The following is a 25,251-nucleotide window of genomic DNA, read 5'->3' as shown; positions in this document are numbered from 1 at the left end:
AAAATATTTATTTAGTTATTAATTTTCTTTTTTTTAATGTTAAGAGCGGGTGGTAAAACCTATTCCTGCCACAGCAATTTTCACTCCTTCGATAGTGGATAACTGCTCGCAACAATGGGAGAGGGTAGCCCCCGTGGTGATAAGGTCGTCGATGAGTAATATCTGTTTGTTTATCAGTCTTTCAGGCTGTTGTAATACAAATATATGTTCGCTTTCTTCTAAGCGTCGCCATGATATTTTTTTAGTTTGAGTAGTATTAGCGCTCACCTTTAGCAATACATCATCCATATAACTCACACCTAACACTTTAGCCACTGTTTTAGCTAATAAAGCCACTTGGTTATAGCCTCTTTTCTTTAGTTTATCGCGGTGTAGAGGCACAGGTATTACCACTTCTACTGACTGATAGAGAGGTGATTGTGAGAGACGGGTACCCAACCAATTGCCGAGCCACTCTCCTATTTGTTCTTCACCTCTGTACTTGAGGTGATGTATCAAATCTTGTGCCACACTGCCTTTCTGAAAATAAAATAATGTGGTTGCGGCTGTAATATCATTTTGTAGTGAAAGCAATTGCATTACCTCGTTATCTGCTTGTAAGTGAAAATGAGTCTCTTCCAAATCTCTGCTGCAATCTCGACACAAAAAGTGTTCTTCTTCTTTCAACATTTTGCCACAAGACCTACAATAATGAGGGGTAAAAACTGATAATAAATCTGATAGTATCATAGTTTTAGTTGTTAGGTTTAATGATTTGTTATTAGTGATTGGCTACCTAAAAAACACAATTACAACAACTTTTTCGGCAAAGATACTCCTTTTTCCAAAAAATAATAGTACTTTTGTCCAATTATTTTTAAACTGAAACGAAACTTAATCTATTTTAATAACTGAAAATCAATTGAATATATGGCAAATACAGACGATCAATTCAAAAAAGTTGTTGCTCACGCCAAAGAATATGGCTTTATTTTCCCATCCAGTGAAATCTACGACGGACTCGGTGCTGTGTACGATTATGGGCAAAATGGCGTTGAACTAAAAAAGAATATCCGCGAATATTGGTGGCGCGCAATGGTGCAAATGAACGAGAATATTGTGGGTATCGATGCTGCTATCTTTATGCACCCTACTACGTGGAAGGCTTCTGGACACGTGGATGCTTTCAACGACCCACTTATCGATAACAAAGACTCTAAAAAACGCTACCGCGCCGATGTGCTCGTAGAAGATTATGTAGCCAAACTCGACGATAAAATTGAAAAAGAAATCGCTAAAGCTCAAAAACGTTTTGGTGATGCTTTTGACCGCGAACAGTTTGTAACTACCAATCCTCGTGTGTTAGAATACAAACAACGCGGTGAAGAAATATTACACCGCTTGGGTAAATCGCTTGAGAAAGAAGACCTCGCCGATGTAAAAGCCCTTATCGAAGAACTCGAAATTGCCGACCCCGAAACAGGTTCTCGCAACTGGACAGATGTAAAACAGTTCAACCTAATGTTCGGCACCAAAATAGGCGCCTCTGCCGATGCCTCTATGGATTTATACTTGCGTCCCGAAACCGCTCAAGGTATTTTCGTTAACTTCCTAAACGTGCAAAAATCCGGACGTATGAAAATTCCTTTTGGTATCGCTCAAACGGGTAAAGCCTTCCGCAACGAGATTGTGGCACGTCAGTTTATCTTCCGTATGCGCGAGTTCGAACAAATGGAAATGCAATTCTTCATCAAACCAGGTACCCAACAACAATGGTATGAGTATTGGAAAGAAACGCGCCTCAAATGGCACTTATCTTTGGGAATGGGTGAAGAAAACTATCGTTACCATCCACACGAAAAGCTCGCCCACTACGCCGATGCTGCTTGCGACATTGAATTCCGTTTCCCTTTTGGTTTCAAAGAATTAGAAGGTATCCACTCTCGTACTAATTTCGACCTCGGTAACCACGAAAAGTATTCAGGTAAAAAAATGCAATACTTTGACCCTGAAGAAAAAGTGAGCTATACTCCTTATGTACTCGAAACTTCTATCGGGCTCGACCGTATGTTCCTTGCGGTATTCTCTAACTCATTGCAAGAAGAAGCGTTAGAAGGAGGAGATACTCGCACCGTATTGCGCTTGCCTTTTGTGTTGGCTCCTACCAAAGTAGCCGTATTGCCATTGCTCAAAAAAGACGGACTTCCAGAAGTTGCCGAACAAATCGTGAACGAGTTAAAATACGATTTCAATGTAGCTTACGACGAAAAAGATGCAGTAGGTCGCCGTTATCGCCGTCAAGATGCGGTAGGGACACCTTTCTGCGTAACCGTTGATCACCAAACTTTGGAAGACAACACCGTTACCTTACGCCACCGCGACACTATGGAGCAAGTGCGCATTGCCATTCCCGAATTGCGCGCTGCTATTGCCAAAGAAGTGGATATGCGCAATTGGCTTCACAAATTAGATACGAAGTAAGAGATAAGAGGTAAGAAAATGACTGAAACTCCAACAATCAAACGTCCCGTGCCCATAGACGAAGAAGTGTTGTGGGATAAAACCACTACCCTGATGAGTCGTACCAACAGGCACGGACATATAATGGAAACCAACAAGGCATTTCAGGAAGTATCAGGCTATACTGAGGCTGAGTTATACGACCAGCCTCATAGCCTTATTCGCCACCCCGATATGCCCAAAGTAGTTTTCAAAATACTGTGGGAAAACCTCAAAGGGCATAATAATTTCCACGCTATCATCAAGAACCTCTCTAAAAGCGGGCGCTATTATTGGGTGATTACTAATTTTGAAATAGTACGCGATGAACACGATGAGATTACTGCTTTTGTATCACACCGCAAAGCATTGCCTCAAGCACTCATCAGCGAGCATATAGCCCCTTTGTACGAACGTCTTTTAAAGATAGAAAAAGCCAATGGTTTGGAAGTAAGCGAACGCTATTTCAACGGCTTTTTAGAAGACCGTAAAACTACCTACGATGCTTTCATTCGCCAATTACTCAAAGAAAACGCCGAAGAAATCAAAGCCTTCTATAACAACAAAAACACCGATAGCTTTTTAACAGAACTCATTCGATGAAATACTTTTTACTATCCTTTCTCCTTTTCTCCCTATATCCTGTTACAGCACAGGAAAACGACTCTATTCCACAAACTACATTGGATAGCATTGCAAAGCATTTGCAAGGCTCACACCCATCGGATGTAGATTTATCAGGCAAACAATATAAAATCAATGATAATCTAACCTATGTATACCAAAAACCGCGTTTTGTAGATATCTTCAACAAAATACCACGCAACATAGGAAAATCGGCGGTCGAGATGGTGTCTAAACCGAATTATCCTTACGGATTGGCAGCTATTGGTGCTACTGCTGCACTTATACCCGCTGACCCTTGGCTCATTAGAGAGAGTAGAAATTTGGGAGAGAATTTAGGACTAAATGAAGCACATACCTATAAGAAGTTAGGTTTTTTGAAGATTATTCCCGCCGATGTAAACTCAGCAATGTACTTTATTGGCAATGGTACGACTTTTATCATTATCAGTGGGGGGATGGCTACTTATGGTCTTATCACAGGTGATTATCGCGCTAAAAGTACTGCTATGCAGATATTAGAAAGCATTATCGTATCGGGGGCATTTGTACAACCCATCAAGCGACTTACAGGGCGCGAGAGTCCGTTTATAACCGCAGGCGACGGGCGTTGGCACAGTCAATGGACGTTTGCTCCCAGCTTTAAAGCTTACCAAGAGGATACCCCTATGTATGACGCTATGCCCTCTGGACACCTCACTACTGCAATGTCGGCACTCACAGTGATTGCCGAAAACTACCCCGACTACAAATGGATAAAGCCCGTAGGTTACACAGCTTTAGGTTTGATGTGCTACGAGATGATGCAAAGTAAAGTACATTGGGCTTCCGATTACCCTATTGCCCTATTTGTGGGCTATATTACCGGTAAGACGATTGCTAACAGACGCATTACTAAAGTAAAAACAGAAGAAGTGAATGCTCTCAACCCTAAAAAATATCATTGGGAATTTAGCACTTCCAATACTTGGGACGGCTATCAGTTAGTAGGGGTAAATATTAGATTTAGATAAGAGGTAAGAGATAAGAAAAAAGCTGTTCAGCGGGTGCTGAACAGCTTTTTTTGTTATTAGCCTCTTAGTTGTTTTTCTAAAGCGATGGCTTTAGGGAAAAGGATATTGTTTTCGAGGTGGATATGGCGGTTTAAATCGGCTTCAAACTCTTGGAGCATTTGATAGGTTACTTTGTAAGTATTACAAGCGTCGGCGGGAGGTGTATAGTTATCGGTAAGTTTTACGATTTCTTCAAAACGATCACCTTCAACGCTGTGTTCTTGCATCATCATTGCTACAGGGTTCTCTACTGTACCGAAAGGTATTTCGCCAAGAGGCTCACCTGATTGTTGTTTTTTCACGAGATTTTCGATGTAAGGAAAAAGTACGTTTTCTTCTTTTACAAAGTGAGATGCAAGGTCTTGTGCACTCTCATTGAAAATACGATTGATCTCAAAAAGTTCGGGGTGGCGCTCACCGTGTACACGACATAGTTTGTCTAAGAACTGCAAGAGCATAGGGGTTTTGTCACGCACGTATTGGTGGTGGATGCGCACGATGTAGTTAGCTAAAAGGTCGAGAGGCCAATCGCGTACATCTACTTCGTTGCTATTGCCTTTAGGAAGAGCTTCTAATTCGTTGATAAGGGCTTGCTTATCTATATTTTTTTTGTCGCAAGCCTCTTCTATGGAGCGACCTCCTTTGCAGCAAAAGTCGATACCGTGTTTTTTAAATATAGCGGCAGTGCGGAAATCGTCGGCAACGATTTCGCCAATGGTTTTGTTTGTTGATATACTCATAGTGAATTAAATTTTAGGGTGCAAAGATACGAAAAGTATTTGGATAATAAAAGTGCTTAAAATCTTTTTTATTGTATTATCCTATAAAGTGCTAAAAATAAGAAGTGAAAAAGTATGAAAGACACTTTTTAACAGTATTCAATTTTTGGCATTGTTTTAACATTATCTTTAGATATTTTGTAAAGGAAAAAGAATTTTATTGTATAAAAATCAATGATAGCGAGTTTTTAATATATTTTCCGTAGTTAAAAATCATTATTTTTAATAATCCTTTTAAATATTTTTAAATATTTTTTAAGAAAAAGTTTGGTAGTTCATAATTTTATTGTACCTTTGTGCCGTCAAGAAAAGGAAATGAAAGAAATAGTGACTTTTTCATAGCCATAGAAACCAAAATACAATTGTGTGTAAAAAGATAAAGCGTAAAACAAAAAGTTTTTTTCATAATTTTTATTTTTAAGTTTTCTTTTTTATTATTAAATTCAAAAAGGCTGCCTAAGAGATTGGGCGGCCTTTTTTTATAAGTAAGAGATAAGAAGTAAGAGGTAAACAAAAAAGCTGCCTTTTTCGGGCAGCTTTTTTGTTTTGTTATGATTTACTTTATCATTAACGATAAAGGGTGAAGTTACCGTTGAAAATACGGGTATCAAACTCGTCGGTGAGTTCGACGATGTACCAGTAGTCGCCAGTAGGCATATCTCTACCTTCATACTTACCATCCCAAGCTTCACCAGCTCTCAACACTTTGAGTCGGCGACCGAAACGGTCGAAGATAGTAGCGCGTAGGAAAGGATATTTCTCAACGTGCATAGGAGCCCAAGTGTCGTAAACACCGTCGCCGTTAGGCGTAAAGAAGTTAGGTATCATCACATCGAAATATTCTTCGTATATAGTATCAGAGGCTATACATCCTGAAGCATCGATTACTTGTACTTCTACTTTCTTCTTAGTTTTTCCACTTATTGGGTCTACATAATCAGGATCGGTGATTTTGAGTTCGTATACATTATTTGTATCGTAATCTTGACCGTTGAATACGTAACGATATGGTTTAACTCCATCTTTACCTTCTACTTGCAAGGTATTCACTACTGTAGTAGGGGTTCTTGTAAGTTTAAGTTTTTCAACTTTTTTCACCTCAAATGCATTTGCGAGTGTAATGCTACAAGTTTTTGAGGTTTGGGTGATAGAGTGTATATTGGTATAGATAAGCTCTATGGTTTGAGTTTGGATATTGGTATTCAAATCTGGAGGGGAGATATACCATACATTCACTCCGTTACCTCTTTCTACAAAGTTTTTAGGAGTTCCAGTTCCGTTGAGTCTATATGTTACTTTATTCACATCAACTTGGTCTTTGAAACGCACTTGTAACTGAGTATAAGGGTTATTGTTTTTACAAGAACTAATCACTTCGAGGTCTACATTAAGGTCTGGTGCTGAATCTACGGTAAACTCGAATGTAGGTGACATTGTACAACCACCATTAGGGCTACTATCGGTTACTTCTATTCTCCATTCACCTGCTCCAAGTCCAGTATCACGGAAAGGAATTGTAGTAGGAGTTACGCTTGTTAATAGGAGATGAGGACTATTAGTGTATTTATTCAATACTTTTATAGTGTAAGGAGGGCGACCGCCTTCTACTGTAAAGTCAATAGCCGCATCAGCACCGCCATAGCATACTTGCAATTCGGAGGTAGCAGAAACAATCGATACTTTTATAGGTTTAGGTTCTATCACCTCTAATTGTGATTTTATAAGGCTACAGCCCCAAGTATCCATAATTTCATAAGTATAGAAACCTGGTGATAGTCTATCGAATTTAGGTTCATTGCGTTGTGGACCTAATATTTCTCCTGTTCCTTCATTTAGGAGTGTATAGTAGAAATTACCAGATCCACCTGTTACAGTACCAGATACGGTGATAACACCATCGACACTGCCTACACAAGTAGGATGTTGGGTAACAGTAACTACTGCTGCAATAGGATCGGGGTCTAACAAGGTTACACTGGTAGTACCTGAAGCTACGTTACAACCCCAAGCATCGGTGATGGTGATGTTGTAAGTAAGCGATCCGCCAGGGGTACCTGTAGCACCTAACTCTTTGAACAATACGCTATCGCCATCTAAGGTAATGTTTTTCTGTTTAGTGATAGCACCACCTTGTATATTTACTGTATAAGGAGCCCAACCACCTGATACGGTAACGAGTATTTCGCCACGGTTGTTATCGCAGGTTACACTTCGTGTTTCTTTAGCGAACACGGTAATAGGTTCGGCAGCTTCTACGAGTTCAAAGGTAGCTACAGCGCTACAACCTGTAATTGGAGAGGTTGCTTCTACTTTGTAGTGACCTGCTGGTAATCCTGTGTGAACTTTAGTACCTGATGGTGAGAATGGTCCTGTGATAGGTGTTCCTGTAGGTAATGGAGTTATCACATAGTTGAAACCATTTGCCACTTGATCACCATCGGAAAGACGGGTATCGGTGAGTTCTAAGGTGATTTCACCTCCAGTACCGCCTTTACAAGTGATACGTTTAGGATTTTTAGCTTCGAGCAATAGGGTGTTAGGTTCTAACACGCTATAGTTAGCTGTAATCTCACAATTAGTAACCATATTTTTTGCTTTAATGATATAGTTACCAGGGTCGGCGATTGTAGCAGACCAAGTGAGAGAGTTGAGTATTACTGGCGAACCAACAGTTCCTGGCCAACCTACTTTAATAATGCTATACTCAATAGGTTCATTGCTGTATACAGTAGTAGTGCTTACTGTTATACTTAACACTTCGTTTTGAACACAAGTTTTAGTTTGTGTTTGGTTTGCTATCAAGCTACTCATTATCAGGGTAGGTGAAATAGTTTCTACAGTAGTAGAAGCTGAACAACCATTGGTATCGAATACTTCGGCATAATAACTAGTTGCGGCAGTGAGATAATTAGGCAAAGTATAAGTATATTTAGTTACGCCATCTTCAATTTGTTGCTGGTTGACTAAAGTTCCTGAAGCGGTTTTAAATTCTACTCGAGTATACTTACCGGTACCTCCTGAAACTCCAGTGATATCAAAGTGGAGTTTAGGATTAGCACTTTCGCCTGTGAGATAACCTTCATCATCTAATATACATTGGTACTCTTCTTTAGTGAGAGCGCCTGTTGTAACAGTTACTACATCGGGAGAGGTTACATTTACAGTGATGGTAGCTGTACAACTATATACTGATTGAGCAGAGATATAGTAGTCAATTCCACCGGTGATCTTAGGCCCTGAAGGGACTCCTATAAATGTAATGTAGTTCACATTGGTAATGCTTGTTACACCTGCTGGTGTGAGACCTGTAGTTTTATCTACAATTTTAAATGTATAAGGAGCAATACCCACAGGAGTAGCTTTCACACGGATTGTTGCTGTTTCGTTAGCACAAGTAGGTGTTGAAACTGAGAGTATTTCGAGTTGAGGTACTTCTGGTGCTACTACGTTGAAATCCATTATTTTTGCACATTCGGCTGAAGTACCAAAAGTGGTGGCATCGTATACGTGGATGCGATAAGCTCCAATACCATAGCCGGTAGGTACACTGTAAGAGTTACCTGGTACTGCAGTGCCAGGAGGCACTATAGTTACGGCACGTTCGTTAGGAGCACCCTTATCAACGATTCTATACAATCCTATTTTATAAGAACCTGAACCTCCAGTAATATTTGTTACACTGATGGTAGTAGTAGCTGAGCCGCCGCAATACATAGGTGTATGAGAAGCATCGTATTTAATCATCTCGTTCACTCTGAAAGTAGTGCTGGTTTCGCAACCATTGGCATCGCGGAACGAAATAGTGTAAGGTGATGCGTTAGGTGCTAAGCGTATAGGCAAAGTAGTTTGGGTAGCTACAGTGATATTTTGCCAGTTTGTAATACCATCAATTTTGTATTGGTTTTGGCCTACCCCTATAGTAGAGAACACTACATTTATAGGGTAATCGGCATTGTCGCTACAAGCGTCGAGTACTGTTACTGATGCAATAGAAGGTTGAGGATCCATTCCTACTACTACTGTAGTATTAGTGAGACAGCCATTGGCATCTTTTATAAATATTTGCCAATTACCTGAAGGTACATCTTTAGCGACACGATCAATAGAGTTTGCGAGTGCATTATCTAAAGCATTACCTATAGGGGCTGGAGTAGCCAAATTGTGATAGTAGTACTGGTAAGGGGCTGTTCCACCTGCAGCTTCTACTGCTATTCTACCCAAACCTACATTAGCAGGCTGTTTGCAGTTTGCTAACTTGGTTACTGTGGCTGTAGCAGTGAGCAATGAGGTAGATTTACCTATAGTAAACTCTTTGCTACCCATAGTACAGTTATTACCATCGGTAAAGAGTATAAAGTAACGACCTGCAGGAACTCCTGTAATTGTAACATCAGTTTCTGTACCTGACACTGGGATATTTCCACCTACAGGGCCTATAGTAGGATTTAAAAGTCCTGGAATGAGAGATGGTATATAGCGATAAACTCTATAGGTCAAGAGAGTTGTTCCTGCACTCCAGTTTTTCAAGTTTACAAATACTTTACCATCATTTGCATCGGCACAAGTAGTAGAAGCCGTTCCATTGATTGTTATCTTCAAATTAGATTGTGAAGGAACGTGGATGTTTGCTTCTTTAGTGAAGGTACATTGGGTATTAGCATCGTATACTATAAAGGTGTAAGTAACCCCTGGTACCAAACCAGTAAAGGTGTGTGTAGAGGCTTGTACTACTGTACCATCGGAAAGGGTAGTAGAGACTACTGCTCCACCGCGATACCAAGTGTGGCCATCAGGCATTGGTTTTACACCTCCGGTTGCTCCATAAGGTATTTGCATACCTTCGTGGTAAACAGCTATGTACTGTCCGTCTTGGATTACTCCTCCACTCTTATCGTATACTGAGATTGCTACTTCACCGCTATTTCCTGCACAACCTGTAACGCCAGTTGGGCGTACATCTAAGCCATTGGCTTCGGAATTTACGACGAAGTTGTGAGTATACTTACAACCTTTGGCATCTTCTATTACTATTTGGTAGTTCCCGATGTCTAAATTGTTGTAAGGAACAATTGTGTTTTGAGTAACATTGTTTTGAGTTTGAACATCAACGCCATTTTTCACTAAAGTAAATTTGTATGGAGCTGTACCACCTTTTGTAACTACTGCTTCGGCAATTGCCAATTGGGTACCTGAAGAGGCACAACGTATAGGTGTGTGAGTAACGGTTGCTACCATAGCTGTTACTTGGGAAACTGTAAATCCTACAGGTAGTGATTTACAAGAGATAGCATCTTGAATTGTGATGGTATAAGTACCAGGTTGCAATCCAGTGATATCGGCTACTGGGTGTGATTGTGTGGTGAGTCCATCGTCTACTAACAAGGTGTAAGGAGGTACTCCACCAGTTACGCTGGCAGGGTTGATGTGTATTTTACCAGTATTAGCACCTGCACAACTCACATCTTCGACAGTAGGACTTACTGCAAATGAAGGTAATACTACTTTTACTACTTGTTTATCAGAGGTAACATTACAATAGTCGCCATTAGGCATTAGGTAACGGACTCTAAAGTAGTAGTCGCCTTCTACTTTGGTTTTGAATGTATACACATTTGCTGATTGGCTCAAGGTCATACCAGTACCTACAGCGGCAGTAAATCCAGTGGTAGGGCTATGACTCCACAAGAATTCACGAGTTCCTACTCTACCGCCTGTATAAGTAATTTTATATTCGGCTTCGCTATTTGCGACACAACTCAAGGCATTTACAGCAGTTACTTGTATACGCAATGGGTTTTCGATAGTATAGGTAGTATTAGTTTGGCAATCAGCGCCATCTTTAATTACAAAGTTGTATTGACCGGCGGTAAGATTTTCGAATATATGAGATGTACCACCAGCAACAGAGCCATTTTCAAAGGTAGCACCACCATCTTTACTAAATTTATACTCGCCATTACCGTTGAGGACTTTTAGCTGCAAACGGCCGGTATTATTTCCTCGGAAGCAAGGTTCTAAGTCAACTACTTCTACTTGTAAAGGTTTCACATCAGGAACCTCGAGGGTAGCGGTAGTAGTACAACCGTTATTATCTTCCACCTGTATAAGGTAAGTACCTTTAGAGAGGTTGAAGTCGGCTTCGTTATTTACTGCGTTTTTATTAGCAGCTGGTGTTGTACCTGTAATAGGTGAGAAACTGAATTTTTTATAAGGTTTTGCACCTCCATCGCCAGTAAATCGTACAGAAGCAAAAGTATTCAAACAAGTTACAGGCGCTGTAATGGTAGCCGTAACGGTGAGTGGTATAGGTTTTTTGATTGTATAGTCGACACTTGTTTCGCAATTATGGTCGGAAGTACGACGTACAAAGAGCGTTCCGTTGTTTACTGCACTAAGACCGGTGATTGTAGCGACTCCTTGAGTAGCTGTAAGCGGTGTAAGTGTTAATGGAGTCCAAACGGTAGCACCAGCGACGTGATATTGTACTGAGTTACCAGCGGGGTTATTGACTATTAAATAGATAGAACCATCGTCTTTTCCGCATTTTTCGTCGTAGGCAGTAGCTTGTACTGTAAATGCTCTGTTGTTATCTACTTTCACTGAGATACTTTCGGCGCGTACGGCACATAGTTTAGTAGGTTGCGAAATTACGATATCATCAATAGCTAAGTCGCTACCTATTGTAGAGGCGGCGGCAGTATTTCTAATTTCGAGTACAGCGGTATTGAATGTAATATCAGTATCGGGGAAAGTTATTTCTTTTTGTTCCCAAGCAGCCATACGTTGCAATTCACCTAATGATCGTTGTACGCCGATAGCAGGATTACCTGGGGTATATAGGCGTACCAATATGTTAGGGTTAGCACCTCCGACAAAAGTAGGTGGCAATAGGTTGAATAATTGCATTGCTACTTTTAGTTCGGTATTAGGGACTATATCTTTAATTGTATGTCTATAGATTACCCCGTTATCGTTATCTGGAGAAGTGCCGTTGATAGCTAAGTAGCGACCATCGGTAACGCCAGAGGCATCGGAAGGAGGGGTAGTCACCCAATTGGTTCCGCCAGTAGGTACTTGGCGAGTGATCATATATTGGTTATCACCCAAAGTAGTTGCGCCGGCGGCACAAGTGATAAATACTGATTGTGAGTCACAAGTATCATTACCTTTGCCAAAGTCTTCTTTGAATAAGATATTAGGTGTGGTACCTGTAGCTGTAGCAGGAGTATAAATAGCTTCGATGCTATATACGCCTGGTGGGAGTGTAAAGACATTAGAGGTACGAGTTTCGCTAAGGGTACCGTCGTCTTTTATGATTCGATATTCGTAGTTACCTGCTGGATTAGCCGTTACGGTGAAGGTACCTTTACCTTCGCAATCGTAGCTGACTGTAGTAGCGGTAACGGTAGGGGGTACTATTGGGCGGATAGTGATAGGGATTTCGAGGGTACACTTGTTGCTATCGCGTACATATACCACACTAGCTGTAGATCCTACCATTAGTACAGGGTTAGTGCTATAGGTTACGTTGTTAGTACTATATTCGTAGCCAGTACCTGTACCACCGCTAACGTTGTTGACACGTACTTTGTACTGTGATGGAGTAGCGGTATCACAAGAGATATCTTCGATCACACCAGCATAGGCACGCAAAGTACTTTCTATACTGTTGATTACGATATTAGGGTTTCTATAGGTACAAGTTGCACTTGCAGAAGAACCCATTTTAATTTTTATTTCTATTTCATATTTACCAGCAGTAAGGTTATCGAAGAAACCAGTACCATTTTCGTCAATATAAGTTTTACCACCGAAGTTATCGAACTTATAGAGGGTAGTTTTTACATTTTGTATAGTGTTGTAAGTTACAGAAATCTGACCGGTATTATCGGCGAAACCACAAAGGATATCGCGTGTTTTTATGGTGTAGCCCAAGAAGCTTTCGGGATAGATTTCTACTTCGGGGGTAAGGGCATAGGCACCTGTATCATCTTTAGCGATGAAGATGTACTTACCAGGTTGATCGATATGTATATCGCTTTCGACGAAGCTAGAACCTACGGGAATAGTTGATATAAAGGCTGAAGCTGGTACGGAAGCATAGTCGGAATAGCCGTTTTGTACGATGCCGTCTATACTCCATATTGCGAATTGATAAGGGTTTTTACCGCCGGTAGCTTCAAATCGCATTGAGCGGAGGTTACATCCTTTCCAAGCTTTAGCGATGGCTTTAGCGCTAAGAGTAGTAACTTTTTTAATTTCTTGAGTTAATACTAATTTACAGCTATCGGGTAATGCTGGAGAGGTTATTTCTACAGTATAGGTTCCTGGTGTAGTAACAGGAACGCGGTACTCTAATTGAGTAGTATTGACAAAAGGCTGACCGTTTTGGTTTACTACGTTTCCAAAAGCATCTTTTAGTACATATTTATAGGTAATACCAGCTGTAGCCATTTGTACGTGGATATAACCTTGTTGATAGTTAGTAATATCGCCGTGGTCAAGGATTCTTCCGTTGAGAGAATTAGTGAATACATCAAAATAGAATTTAGCATCACAACCTTCAGGATTAGTTACTTTCAATCGGAAATGGCCTTGTGCATTAGCCACGAAAGTACGGTTAGAATGTACATCTTCCCAAGCAGCATCATCGACATTAGGGCAGTTCAAGCTGGTAGGGTTAGAGCCAGGTTTGAGTTTTTGCCATACGAAGTTGCTATTTTTAAAGTTTACTACTATATTGCGTGAGGGCTGGTTACACAAGATAAAGTGACTTACCCAAATATTGTTATCGGCACACAAATCGCCTCCGTTAGACTGCGGTTTGATAGGATCGGCGAGGTCTTCAGGGGTTTGCAATTGTATTATCTCGGTAGTGGTATAGGTTACCCCGCCACACACTGCTATTTTTTCTACTTTATAGGTAGCTGTTTGTGTAGCATCAAAGAAAGAATCGTTGTTAGGGTTAGGTTGTAAGATGTTATTTTTATACCATTTGTATTCAAGGAAACCTGGTATAGCCTGAATGCGGAAGGTACTGATGCCAGAACCGTTGCTACAAGCTAACTCGTTACGCATACAGTTTTGTGTAGAGATAGCGATTGTTTTAGATCCTGTAGCTGTTTGCTCGGGGATTGTACAGCCAGTCAAACCACCTACATAGGTGAATGAATAGGTAGAAGTGAGCAAGTTCATACAAGGCTTACCTATTTGGGTACAATCGCCATTGAGAGTGATAGGGATGAGTATGGTTCTCTCATTAGCTCCAGGGGTAAGGGTTTGTTTAGGTATATCGATTGTAAAAGTATTAGCGGTACTAGCTACCACTGTAGGGAGGTAGATAGTTTGTTTAGCTTTACTGAAATCGGGGGTACCTATTGTGATATTGGGGTGATTAGGCAATGTAATCTGCAAGGTAGCAGTAGCAACATTGGCTGTACCTTCGTTTTTATATCTCAATCGGTAGTAGAATGTTTCGGTAAGTCCTAATTCGCGGTTGATAGGACTTCCGGAAGCATCTACATAGTCGTTATCCACTTTCATTTTTACGGCACGTGAGTTCACCACTACATTGAAAGTACAAGTAGCGGTATTACCCGATGTATCTTTGAACACATAGGTAACTGTGTGAGTACCGATATCGAATCGTTGTCCGCTTTGGTGTGACTGGCTCCAAGTACCGATACGGCAATCGTCGGTAGCCGTTACAACACCCCAAGTAGGTACACCATAGCAACGTCCGGAGATAGCTTCAACGGTGATAGTTCCAGTAGGGCAACCTGTAATTACTGGAGGGGTTGTATCTTTAGCGAACTGAATTGTAATAGAGGCTTCACCGTTGCGATTTACGCATAAGTTAGGGTCTTGCAATTTGTAACGCACGACATATTTAGTATCGCGGGTTACGGTATCGGAGATTGTTTGAGCGAAGCCTAATTCGGTTTCGGTACCATTAGTTTCTATACGGAACCACTCGATATCGAAGAGCTGTGTAGAACCACCGAAGGTAAGATCGACTACGTCGCCGTTACAAGGGTTTGTAGAGCGGGCAACATAACTAATTCCTGGGGAGGTATAGCTATCGGTATTTACGAGGACTTCATCGGTATAGACGCCACAAGCGTGGGAAGTAGTAACTATATAGGTGCCATTGGCTACGTTTTTGAACACGTGGTTCGTAGCGGTGGAGGTAGCGCCGAAAGTTACTGTTCCTACCTGAGCATTGGTAACTTTGTTCTTAAGGGTAAAGGTAAGAGGGTATCGGATATAGTTGGGGTTTTTAATACCAACTGCTACGATACCGGAACCTGCAGATCCATTACAAGAGGTACCTACTACATTTCGTTGGAGTTCTCCTGTTGGTTTCACAGTGAGATAAACTCTACTTCTATGGAGGGCAGTAGTACCGTTGGTTTGAGGATCGGAAGGGTTTATGATGTCAGGAGAATTGATCATACTATAACCATTTACGACACCATTAGGGTCGGTAAGGTTTTGCCAATTCATTATTCCTGTACTTCCTGATTGGGCACTATCTTTCCATACGCCTTGTTTCATACGCATATAGTAGAAACCTCTGGCTTCGAATAAGTAGTCGCCCTCAGGGAGGTTGTTGAAAGTATGATTAGGGTTTCTTGAAGTAGCAACCACTATATCGTAATTACCAGAGGGGCTTTTTCTATATAAGGTATAGACAGCATCGCGTATAGTTCCTATAGGAGAGGAACTTATGTCGTAAGTTACTTTAGAAGAGCCTGCACAACCTTGTTCTACTTTTACTTGATCTCTATCGTACTGCATTGGAGTATCGAAATAGAACTCTTTGGAAGTAGTATTATTACAGTTATCGGTAAGTGTAATGCGATAATTACCAGCTGGTAGGTCTCCGAATTGGAAGAGCCCAGTATTAGGAGGTGCTGTTTGAGGGTTGAGCAAAGTTCTTACGATAGGGAATGTATAAGTAACTGTACGCTGAGAGGTTTCGAAGGGCATAGAAGTGCGGAAATTGTAGGTACGATTTCCTGTTCCAGCTCCTGGGTCGTCTAAGTAATCGATTGATACAGTTACGGGATAGTTAAATTGCTCGGGGGAGAGCCATTTGCGTATTGATACGGTTCCTTTGAATACGCCTTTATTTATCTCAATTCCGTGGAATTGTTTTGCTATTTCATTGGGTTTAGCTTTTATTTCGACAACGCGTTTAGGCTCGTAGCAGAAAGAAGAACCATCTGCTTTTTTAGCTTTAAACTTGACCATATAGTAACCATCGGGTAATCCGGATAGGTCGGCATAGTTTTCGTTGAGCCAAATTACGTTTCCGCTTTCATTTGACCATTTAGAAGTATCGGTTTCGTCCATTTGGTTGGTAGTATAAGCGTTATTCCAACCGGGGAATCCTGTACCTATAAATTTATATATTTCGTAATAATATCCTGCGCCTGAGAAAGAAGCGTTAGGGTGCCATTTGCCTACTAAGCCGTTATACCAATAATAAGTACCAAAATTTAATGTTTTGGTAGGATCATCGGCATCGGGCAAACGGACAGAGCGCCAATAGTTATCGACGTATAAATATCTTTGAGTAGGGTCGGTACATAATTTTGAAGGGTTTACGTTCAAGTCTGAACGGTTTAGAGCTTCAATCACTCTTGAACCAGAATTATCTCTAAAAACATCTTGATTAGAATAAGCGGGTGTACTTGCGGTATTGTTTATAACATTTAAGATACTTCCATCGAGTTTAAATTTTCTTTTAATAGGGTTTTTTCCTATATTTACTATTATTTCTACTATATCGTTTTCTTGAAACACATAAGGGGTAGTGAAAGATGAAGAATTAGCTATCTGAGCTCCACGCCAGGCCATATCAAAAGTAGAGGCTATGGGATAGGAAGCAATGAAATTTCCTGCTGAATCGTAACGTTTTACGAATACAGCATTAGAAGTTTTTATTTCATTTTGGAAGTTAGAAAGTGTTACATTATCTTTACGAAGCAACTGAAAAGAAAGACCTATCTTACAGTTTTCATTCATTCGTATGCCTGAATTAAGGAAATTGAGTTCTAAATCTAAGCAGGCTAAAGAGAGAGAGGGTTGGAGTATGGTGATATTGGTTTTATTGGTATCTCCACAGTTAGGGACTCCTCCTCCGGCTAAATCTTCTACAGAGAGTTCATAGTCACTACCGACAGTGATAGGGTGAGTTGCTCCTCCTTGAATAGTAATAGGTAGAGACTGAGAAGCGGTAGTTTTGGTATGGTTACCACTATATATTAAGGTGCCCCCTTTGGTGAGTTTTACTACAAAAGGGCCTTTGGCGCCGGGCTGGATAGTAAAAGTGACGCTTCCATCATTACCTGCACCGGTACAGCTTGGGGGGTTAGACTTTAGAGTATTTGCTACAAATAGGGGTGGTACATAGGTAGAAGTAATGGTTATCACCTTTGGATTTGTAGATTTTTTATTAGTAGCTACTTCTATCATAGTAACGGTATAGGTACCGGCTTTGAGAGTAGTAAATTCGTAGCTATCTTTACCTGTTACGCCTATTTCGAGAGGCCAGGTACGACCTGTTGGGTCGTTAGGGATATCCAACTTCACTTGCAACTTAGTGCCTGTAGGCCCCATACCTGCAGGTATGGATACTTTTATTTTACCATCAGAACTACATTGGCCATTTTCACCAATGGCTGAGAAGTTGTTTAAGTTCAATGCTTGGGCACTGAGCCCACCCATTGCCATAAGTAGTAAGAAAATTGTTAGAAAAAACTTTTTCATAATGCTATAAATGCTATTTTGAAACGATAGTACACAACGGTACTTTAATGCACAAAAGTACACATTTCCAACGAAACTGCAAAATCTATTTTTGCTAAATGTTAAAACCAATAGGGTGTTTATAAGGGGCTACCTTTATTTAATTAATGCAGCAACAATTATACAACTGTATCATTTATAAACAAATAGCATGTAGTTAAACTTTCTTACACAGGGTTATCAGCAGTTGTTTATATTTTATATTTTAACTTTTTGTATACAAAAATTTAACAGTTTGTAACAGGTGATGAGGTAAGAGGTAAGAGATAAGAGTTGAGCTCCAAGATGCAAGTGGGAGGGACAAGTAATAGGTAATAGGTAAGAGTTGAGCCCCAAGCTGCAAGTGAGAGGGACAAGCTGCAATTTATGTGTTGATAGGGGGATGTGTCAAAAAATAACCTTTGCCAAAGTTTTGATAGCTTTTATGCTATAAACTTTGGCAAAGGGTGTGAGCCACACGGGCAATTTTTAGATGGTGTTATTCTTCGTAGAATTGAATATCAGTTATACCCATCCAATGAGAGGTTGCATCATCTTTATTGACAAAATTACCTAACGCTAAGCGGATAAGAGGAACTGAGTTTTTGAATGTGATAATGAAATCACCTTTTCCACTATATGTAGCAGATCCTTGTATTTGTTCATTTCCTTGAGACAGACCAGCATACAATGAAAGAGCTTTCATTTCATTACCTTGACGAGTTTTTATAACGACCGTTTTTATATTTCTTACTTTAGGAAAAGTAAAATATACAAACGCACCTTCTTTAACATATCCTAAAGAAGAGAGATCGTCGTCTATCATATCACCTAAGTAATAAACAGTTCCATAATATGATATACGGATACCTTTTCTATTTAATTTTGTACCTAATTCTTTAGAAGCGACTTCTACGTTATCATTAGAAGCAACTAATTCTTTTACGTTTAGATTTACAACAACTCCGTTGTTTGACAATTCTTGCTCAACTCCTGAAGCTTCTTTTACTATATATTTAAGAGGTAATACATATTCTCCTTTAGCTGTGATGTTTGATGCATCTAAGTTGAATGAGAGGTCTTTGCTTATAGCGTCAAAGCTTTCTTCAGGCAATGTACCTTCTACTCCGTTAGGAGCTAACTTTTTGCTCCCTAAAGAAGGATTGGTATTGCGTACCAGAGCTACAGTAAGTCCTGAAGGTAATTCGTAACTACTCTTTACTGTAAAAGTTACTTTTTTATCGTTATCTCCAATATAGGTTGTACCATTATAATAACCTAACAATTTAGGTACTTCTCGAGTTACCGCAGTGATTTTTATTTCTTCAGGGAAGACTTTTAGTACAAATACATCTTTCCCTTTAGGAAGTGTAAGACCGCTATCGGTTACTTTTAAAGCATAAGGCAAAATAACTTTTTTGTTAAAATTAGAGTTATTGCTAATAGTAAGCGTGAAAGTAACAGAAGTTTCACCTTTGCTAAGGGTTTTGGTAGCTTCGCTCAACTGAACAAGGTTAGCATCACCTAATTCAAAGCCTGAATAATTAGCTTTTACTTTGTTGTAAGCTGATGCATCATAAGCAAATGATACTTGAACATCCTTATCATAAGGTTTGTCAAGCAGTTTTACTTCTACTTCTTTGGTATAGTTTCTATTAATAGTTACATTACCAAAAGAGAGCATTGGCAGATCGGCAACAGTGGGTCTGAGATAAATATAGTTAAGACGAGGGTCATACCCTAATTGGGTACGAATATCGTTGTCTTCTATTTTTTTATCAATTTCCCAAGTAGTGCTATCGTTTTTTTCGACAGTAATCTCGTCTTTTTTACAAGATACTAATAGTGAAAAACAACTTAGTGCTATTATAAATTTTTTCATAATGGTGTATTAATTATTGTTCATAGAACTCTACTTCATAAATTTTAAACTGATTTTCTTCTTTATCGTTTCCAAACTGTGCAAGATAAATATCGGCTATGGTTATTGCTTTTTTAAAAGTAATTACATACCAATTAGTTGAAGCATTGAAAGTGAGATATCCTAACACTTGCTCATCAGCACCTGTATATACTACCATAGTTTTAATAGGCGAACTTGCGTCTACCTTTAAGCGAATTGTTTTTAATTTTTTATTTTCACCAAAGGTAAACCCTAATTTTTCAGGTAAGTAATCGGCTGAAGCAAAGCGAGCAAAAGTAGTTTCATCACCATCTAACATATTACCAAATCCTTCTTTATCAAAATTAAAAAATTGTTGAAAATCACCTGTAACTCCTGTAATTTTATTTCCAGAAGGAATGGTTAAACTATTAGATGTTTCTATATTATTTTTAGGATAAACCAATTGGGTTGTAATAAACACTTTAGGTTTAATATTTGCTAAAGTATGTACACCTCCATTAGCATCATAAGCTACTAATTTGAGAGGAATTGTGTACCTTCCTACTCTTCCTATTAGATTTAGATTATTAAATTTAAAAGTAAATTTTGCAGTTGTTAGATTTTTAAAAGGTACTTTCTCTATAGTAGTTTCAGTTCCTATTGGTGCAAGATCTCTTGAAGTATAAGCCTCATCACGTATTAATCCTAATGATATATCTTCAGAAATTTTAGTATCACTTTTGATAGTAAATGCCATATCTTTAAAATCAACAGAAAGGGCATCGGTTGCAGCATCGAGGGTTACTACTCTATTGAGAGATGGAGAATCGATTGTAATAAGTGCTTCTTTTGGAAAAACTTTCACTACAAAAATATCACTACCTTTTAATATTTTAGCTTTATCTCCTTCAATTTTCAATTTAAATGGGAGAATTACTTTTTTATTAAAATCTTTATCGTTTAAAGATGTGAATTCAAATTTAGCTACATTACCTCCTTTAGGAACAAAGATTTCACTTTGGGTAAGTTGGACTAAATTAGGAGTTCCTAACTCATAACCACTGTAGTTTTCTCTTATTTTTTCATAAGAAGCAGCATCGTATACTAATGATATTTTAGTATCTTGGGTAGTTTTTTGAGTTAGTTTCAATTCAGCTACAGCTGTATTTATACCTTTAACAGTAAGATCTGCAAAAGAAAACATTGGCAAATCAGCTTCTGTTTTATAGAAATATGCCTGTTGCTCACGAGGGTCATAGCCAATACGTGTACGGATATCATCATCGACTATACTCTTATCGATTTCCCAAGTAGTGCTATCATTTTTCTGAATAGAAATATCTTCTTTACCGCAGGAAAGTAATATTCCAGCGATAAAGAAGATTATAGTTTTCTTTAGCTTTTTGTACATTTGTGAAAATGTTTTTTATTAGAAAAACTCCATTTCGTGGATGTCAATATATTGGTCGTCAGCGTTTCTGAAATATGCTAAATATAATTCAGTTACTTTGATAGGCTTTTTGAACTTGATATACAAAACTCTTGGTTTACTACCTGTAGAGGTATAAGTAGCTTGAAGTTTATAAGCACCTTCTTTTTGTGCATATATACTCATAGAACCTATTCTTTTGTTTGGCGTATTTTGAGTTATCTTGATACCATTGATCAATGTTTTTTCGTCAAAAGCTACTAATACATAAGGAGAATCCTCGCTATTCTCATCAATGGAAGTGTCTATCCACCAAGGATTTCCATAAGCATTACCATCGTGCATTTTCTCGATATGGTCGGGCTTATAATTGGTTTCAAAGCTATAATTATTTGCATTGATCAAAGCTCCTGAATAGGAACTAAGTATTTCTATTTCATTAGTATTTGGCACATCTTCATCGCCTACTTCAATAGTTACTAATATAGGAGTATCAAGCACTTGATGGGCTGTACCTGAAGTGTTGTAAGCCATTAATTTTAAAGGTAATATATATTTTCCTTTAGCTGTAAGGCTCTCTACATTTTGCAGTGTAAATGAAATAGTACCTGTAGTTTTATCTTTGAAATTGACTTTATTGATAGTCCCAATAATATTATCAGGGGCTAAGGTTTTGCCAGCTGCCAAGCTATTATCTCTTACCAAACCTAAGGAAATATCAGTTCCAATAGGGTCGGAAGGGGTTACGGTTACACTTACATTTTTGTTACTCATCACAGCTTTACCATTTTCTAAGACTGCACTTTTAGTTATGGCTTTATTAGCTACATCAAAAGTAATAGTTTTAGGGTAGATTCTCACTACGAAACTATCTTTACCTTCGAGTGTTTTCACTAAATTGTTGTTAGCTACTTTTACGGCGAATGGAAGAATTAGTTTTTTGTTGAAATTAGCTTGATTAGCTACTTTGAGTTCAAAAGTAGTGGTAGTGGTTCCTGCTGTAATTGTTTTTTCGGCAGAGGTAATTTGCGCCAAAGAAGCTGCTCCTAATTCATATTCGGAATAATTGGCTTTTAGTTTCTCAAATAGAGTTGCATCGTATACTAAAGAAACTTTTACATCTTGTTCGGACGCGCGAGAAAGTTTTACTTCTAAGGAACGGGTGTTTTGCCCTGTGAGTGTAAAACCTTCTAAGCTGAGCATAGGCACTACTACTTCAGAAGTAGTAGGGTAAGCATATTGATAACGAGGGTCGTAGCCGATACGTGTACGAATATCGTCATCGACTATACTCTTATCGATTTCCCAAGTAGTGCTATCGTTCTTCTGAATGCTAATATCCTCTTTTTTACAAGCGTTTAAAGCAGTTAAACAGAAGGCGAGCATAAATATTTTTTTCATTGTAATTGCCTTTTTAAGGGGTGTTTGAAAAGTTTTATTTTGTAAGGGCGATTTGCTAATCGGGCGATTTGCCAATCGCCCCTACAATGTGAGTGAAAGCGATTGATTACTAAGGTAATCAGGACAGCTTTATTACTAATTTTCTGTTTCTAAGGTTTCAGCAGGGAATTTTACATTCTCTTTCCATTCTACCGTAGGGGTAAAGGTAGCTTCATCAATATCTTTTACATACGAATCACCATCTTGTATTCCTGTATTACCATATGAAGTACCTTTTCTATAGATAGTGGTATTGTTGTACTTGCTCATATCTTTAAAGCCGTCTTTTTTGGTGATAGGCAAGTAGACTACTAAACCTTTGCTATCTGGGTCGACAGGTAGATATAGACCATCTGCGATTTCGGCATCGGTAAGGACTCTGTTCCACAATCTAAACTCGCGGAAATAGCGATTCGCAGAATAAGAGGTTTGGGTATTTTCGATATTGATACGCATACCAGGAGATACTTTTAAACTAGGGCGTTGGTAGGTTTTAACCAATTTGCCATTGATGTAGAGTTTAAGGAAAGAATCCTTGTAAGTAAAAGTGATTTGCACCCATTTTTTTATAGCAATATCAGAAGTTTCTGCCCAGTCGTCAGGACTGTCACCACCACCATTCTTTACTTGTATTTTACCAGCATCTATACGGGTATAAGGTAACATTTCGCCTTGGAAAAGTGACATATTTACATTGGTATTATTATAGGAGTGAAATTCTTCAAACAAGAACATTCCTTGTATGGTAAATTCATCACTTCCTTGTATATTATCGGCTACTTTTACTCCTAAAGCATAACCTTGTTTAATTTTGGCTACTGAAGTTTTAAATGGACGACTAAGGGTTACCACTACATCTTTATTAGAAAGAATAGGCAAAGAAGCAGAGACAATACGCAATGGAATAGCATATTTTACGCCCATAGGGAAATTATTCTCATTTAAAGGGCGTACTTTTACTCCTACTTGTACAGCGGTTTGTCCAGGTTTTAGAGTGATGTTCAAACTACCGTTTGTAGATTTATTGGCAGTATTACCTTCTTCATACAATTCGTATTCAGAGGCGGGCAACATTTTGTAATTAGTGGTGTTTTTCTCGTTGTATTCAGGGAAAAAATCGGTAGCAGCAATGGTGATGGTTTCATTGCGGTCTCTGAGGTTAGACATACGGATTTCAAACTTAGTGCTACCCGATTCAGTAGACTTGGCAAAGCTCACATTGACATTATTGTCGTTCATATACACCGCTGAAAGGTTTCCGAGACTATTACTATTGTCGTTGTCTAACTTTTCTTGGCAAGCGGTGAGCCCTAAGAAAAGGGCTACACTCGCTAATTTTATGATTGTATTTTTCATTGTAATAATTTTTTAAGGGAGAATGATTGTAGGTTCCATTTCTTTATACCCTGAGTAATCAGGGCGAGGGTTAGCGATGCGGATTGCTTCACGAGTCCAAGCGTAGTGCAAATACTTACGAGTAATATTATTATCTTGGAGATATTTTTTAAAGAAAGCATCACTTTCATTGGTTACAGCATAATCACTTTGTCCGTGATAAGCACCTAAGCCCCACACTTTTCCTTCTCTCACGGCTTTACCTTTACCTATCATCACGCGGAAATTACCTGCTTGATAGTTAGCAGAAGTAGAGTTGTAGTAAGGTCCTCCTAACATTGGAGGTTGAGAACCAGAAAGATTTACACCATCGTGTGGATAATCTTGCATAAAGTGTTTATCGAAATAAATAGCGAAAGCATTACCACTTAGTATGGGTGTTTGGGAATTTGAACCAAAGATAGGTGCGACACCACAAGGTACATCGGCACAGAAATAGTAACGTTTGGTAAGATAGTTAGCAGGTAGATAAGGTTTAAACTCATCTATATATTCTTTTTCTTTAGGGTGATAGCCAGCGGTAGAGGCTTCAAACAAAGCTTTTAAATTAGCTTCACGTTCAGCTTGAGTTTTTACAGCATGATCTGTACCTACGGGGCCAAAATATTTAGACATTTCTTTTACAAACTTAGCAATATTTTCGTAGTTATTGTCAGAAATCATTAAAGGAGTACCTTCTTTAGTTACAGCTCCGTGGTCGCCACAAGTTTCCCAATCGACATCATAACCATCGAAATCCATAGCAATGATATAGCGCGCTAACTCACGAGCATAAATAGCTGGCCATTGGTCATAGTTAGCAGGATAAGGATATTTGTTGTGGAAATTTTGGTAACCAGATGTTTTGCCATCTTTGGTAGCGGGTAAGCCTAAACCTACGCCTGGTGTTTGCCAGCACATTAAAATTGAGCTTCCTTTTTTATGGAAAATCTCAATATCTTTTTTATGGTTAGGGGTTAGGGTTTCAGGGCGCATATTGGTACCTCCCCAGATAGAGATAGCTACTACTGAGTCGGGAACTGCTTGTAACCAGCCACGTGCTATACCTTTTACAGGTTGCCAAGTAGGTCCATCAAACCAAAAATATACCATAGGCACCTGACCGCCAGCTTCACCTGTATTGATCCACGCTTTTTGTTTGTACTCACGGAGCTGAGCCCAATAGGCTTCAAGAGCTTTTTTGTTCTCTTCAGTACGTTCGGCTTCAGCGAGCCATTTAGCAGCGTCTCTTTTGTTCTTTAAGTCCTCTAATGCCGCTCTTTCAAAATCTTCGGCATTCGACTCTGTTTCTGTCCACTTACTACAGCTTGTAAGTCCGATAGTAAGGGCTAATAGTGTGTATACAAATTTTTTCATCGTATTTTACTTTTAAAT

General features: G+C 39.1%; 11 protein-coding genes. 3 read left to right on the top strand and 8 right to left on the bottom strand.

Going from position 1 to position 25,251, the window contains the following annotated elements; all coding sequences use genetic code 11:
- Positions 1 to 39: 39 nt before the first annotated feature.
- Complete coding sequence (locus JMN12_RS13205) at positions 40 to 729, bottom strand: ComF family protein (RefSeq protein ID WP_034555927.1); 690 nt, start codon at positions 727 to 729, stop codon at positions 40 to 42.
- Between the two features lie 180 nt (positions 730 to 909).
- Between JMN12_RS13205 and JMN12_RS13200 the strand changes: the two genes are divergently transcribed.
- The 3 genes from JMN12_RS13200 to JMN12_RS13190 are packed head-to-tail and all read left to right on the top strand — an operon-like array spanning position 910 to position 4,115.
- Positions 910 to 2,460 carry a glycine--tRNA ligase gene (locus JMN12_RS13200; RefSeq protein WP_198466726.1) on the top strand — a complete coding sequence of 517 codons (1,551 nt, stop codon included), beginning with the start codon at positions 910 to 912 and terminating at the stop codon, positions 2,458 to 2,460.
- Positions 2,461 to 2,478: 18 nt separating this feature from the next.
- A complete protein-coding gene (locus JMN12_RS13195) occupies positions 2,479 to 3,081 on the top strand; it encodes a PAS domain-containing protein (RefSeq protein WP_203139686.1) in 603 nt (200 codons plus the stop codon).
- Positions 3,078 to 4,115, top strand: coding sequence for a phosphatase PAP2 family protein (locus JMN12_RS13190; protein WP_203139684.1), 1,038 nt, complete (start codon positions 3,078 to 3,080; stop codon positions 4,113 to 4,115). The genes JMN12_RS13195 and JMN12_RS13190 overlap by 4 nt, the downstream gene beginning before the upstream one ends.
- 56 nt (positions 4,116 to 4,171) lie before the next feature.
- Here the strand turns inward: JMN12_RS13190 and ric are convergent, their stop codons facing one another.
- The 7 genes from ric to JMN12_RS13155 form a co-directional block, all read right to left on the bottom strand.
- Positions 4,172 to 4,894 (bottom strand): iron-sulfur cluster repair di-iron protein, encoded by a 723-nt coding sequence (ric, locus tag JMN12_RS13185; RefSeq protein WP_009414110.1) that lies wholly within the window; start codon positions 4,892 to 4,894, stop codon positions 4,172 to 4,174.
- Between the two features lie 606 nt (positions 4,895 to 5,500).
- Complete coding sequence (locus tag JMN12_RS13180) at positions 5,501 to 17,710, bottom strand: T9SS type B sorting domain-containing protein (RefSeq protein ID WP_203139682.1); 12,210 nt, start codon at positions 17,708 to 17,710, stop codon at positions 5,501 to 5,503.
- A gap of 517 nt (positions 17,711 to 18,227) precedes the next feature.
- A complete protein-coding gene (locus tag JMN12_RS13175) occupies positions 18,228 to 19,610 on the bottom strand; it encodes a DUF1735 domain-containing protein (protein WP_203139675.1) in 1,383 nt (460 codons plus the stop codon).
- Positions 19,611 to 19,623: 13 nt separating this feature from the next.
- Positions 19,624 to 21,024 carry a DUF1735 domain-containing protein gene (locus tag JMN12_RS13170; protein WP_203139674.1) on the bottom strand — a complete coding sequence of 467 codons (1,401 nt, stop codon included), beginning with the start codon at positions 21,022 to 21,024 and terminating at the stop codon, positions 19,624 to 19,626.
- 18 nt (positions 21,025 to 21,042) lie between these two features.
- Entirely contained in the window at positions 21,043 to 22,443 is a 1,401-nt protein-coding gene (locus tag JMN12_RS13165) for a BT_3987 domain-containing protein (protein WP_203139672.1), read from the bottom strand.
- Positions 22,444 to 22,578: 135 nt separating this feature from the next.
- On the bottom strand, positions 22,579 to 23,838 hold the full coding sequence (locus tag JMN12_RS13160) for a DUF1735 and LamG domain-containing protein (RefSeq protein ID WP_203083066.1): 1,260 nt from the start codon (positions 23,836 to 23,838) through the stop codon (positions 22,579 to 22,581).
- A 12-nt stretch (positions 23,839 to 23,850) separates the two neighbouring features.
- Positions 23,851 to 25,233 (bottom strand): glycoside hydrolase family 18, encoded by a 1,383-nt coding sequence (locus JMN12_RS13155; protein WP_203139670.1) that lies wholly within the window; start codon positions 25,231 to 25,233, stop codon positions 23,851 to 23,853.
- Positions 25,234 to 25,251: the final 18 nt, after the last annotated feature.

The sequence above is a fragment of the Capnocytophaga genosp. AHN8471 genome (assembly GCF_016806945.1).
Lineage (GTDB): Bacteria > Bacteroidota > Bacteroidia > Flavobacteriales > Flavobacteriaceae > Capnocytophaga > Capnocytophaga periodontitidis.
The sequence above is the reverse complement of the archived record's forward strand: the minus strand, read 5'-3'. Positions and strand labels throughout refer to the sequence as shown.

Excerpts from the sequence above, each read along its gene's own strand:
- JMN12_RS13205 (WP_034555927.1), bottom strand. The coding sequence starts at position 729 with ATGATACTATCAGATTTATTATCAGTTTTTACCCCTCATTATTGTAGG.
- JMN12_RS13200 (WP_198466726.1), top strand. The coding sequence starts at position 910 with ATGGCAAATACAGACGATCAATTCAAAAAAGTTGTTGCTCACGCCAAA.
- JMN12_RS13195 (WP_203139686.1), top strand. The coding sequence starts at position 2,479 with ATGACTGAAACTCCAACAATCAAACGTCCCGTGCCCATAGACGAAGAA.
- JMN12_RS13190 (WP_203139684.1), top strand. The coding sequence starts at position 3,078 with ATGAAATACTTTTTACTATCCTTTCTCCTTTTCTCCCTATATCCTGTT.
- ric (WP_009414110.1), bottom strand. The coding sequence starts at position 4,894 with ATGAGTATATCAACAAACAAAACCATTGGCGAAATCGTTGCCGACGAT.
- JMN12_RS13180 (WP_203139682.1), bottom strand. The coding sequence starts at position 17,710 with ATGAAAAAGTTTTTTCTAACAATTTTCTTACTACTTATGGCAATGGGT.
- JMN12_RS13175 (WP_203139675.1), bottom strand. The coding sequence starts at position 19,610 with ATGAAAAAATTTATAATAGCACTAAGTTGTTTTTCACTATTAGTATCT.
- JMN12_RS13170 (WP_203139674.1), bottom strand. The coding sequence starts at position 21,024 with ATGTACAAAAAGCTAAAGAAAACTATAATCTTCTTTATCGCTGGAATA.
- JMN12_RS13165 (WP_203139672.1), bottom strand. The coding sequence starts at position 22,443 with ATGAAAAAAATATTTATGCTCGCCTTCTGTTTAACTGCTTTAAACGCT.
- JMN12_RS13160 (WP_203083066.1), bottom strand. The coding sequence starts at position 23,838 with ATGAAAAATACAATCATAAAATTAGCGAGTGTAGCCCTTTTCTTAGGG.
- JMN12_RS13155 (WP_203139670.1), bottom strand. The coding sequence starts at position 25,233 with ATGAAAAAATTTGTATACACACTATTAGCCCTTACTATCGGACTTACA.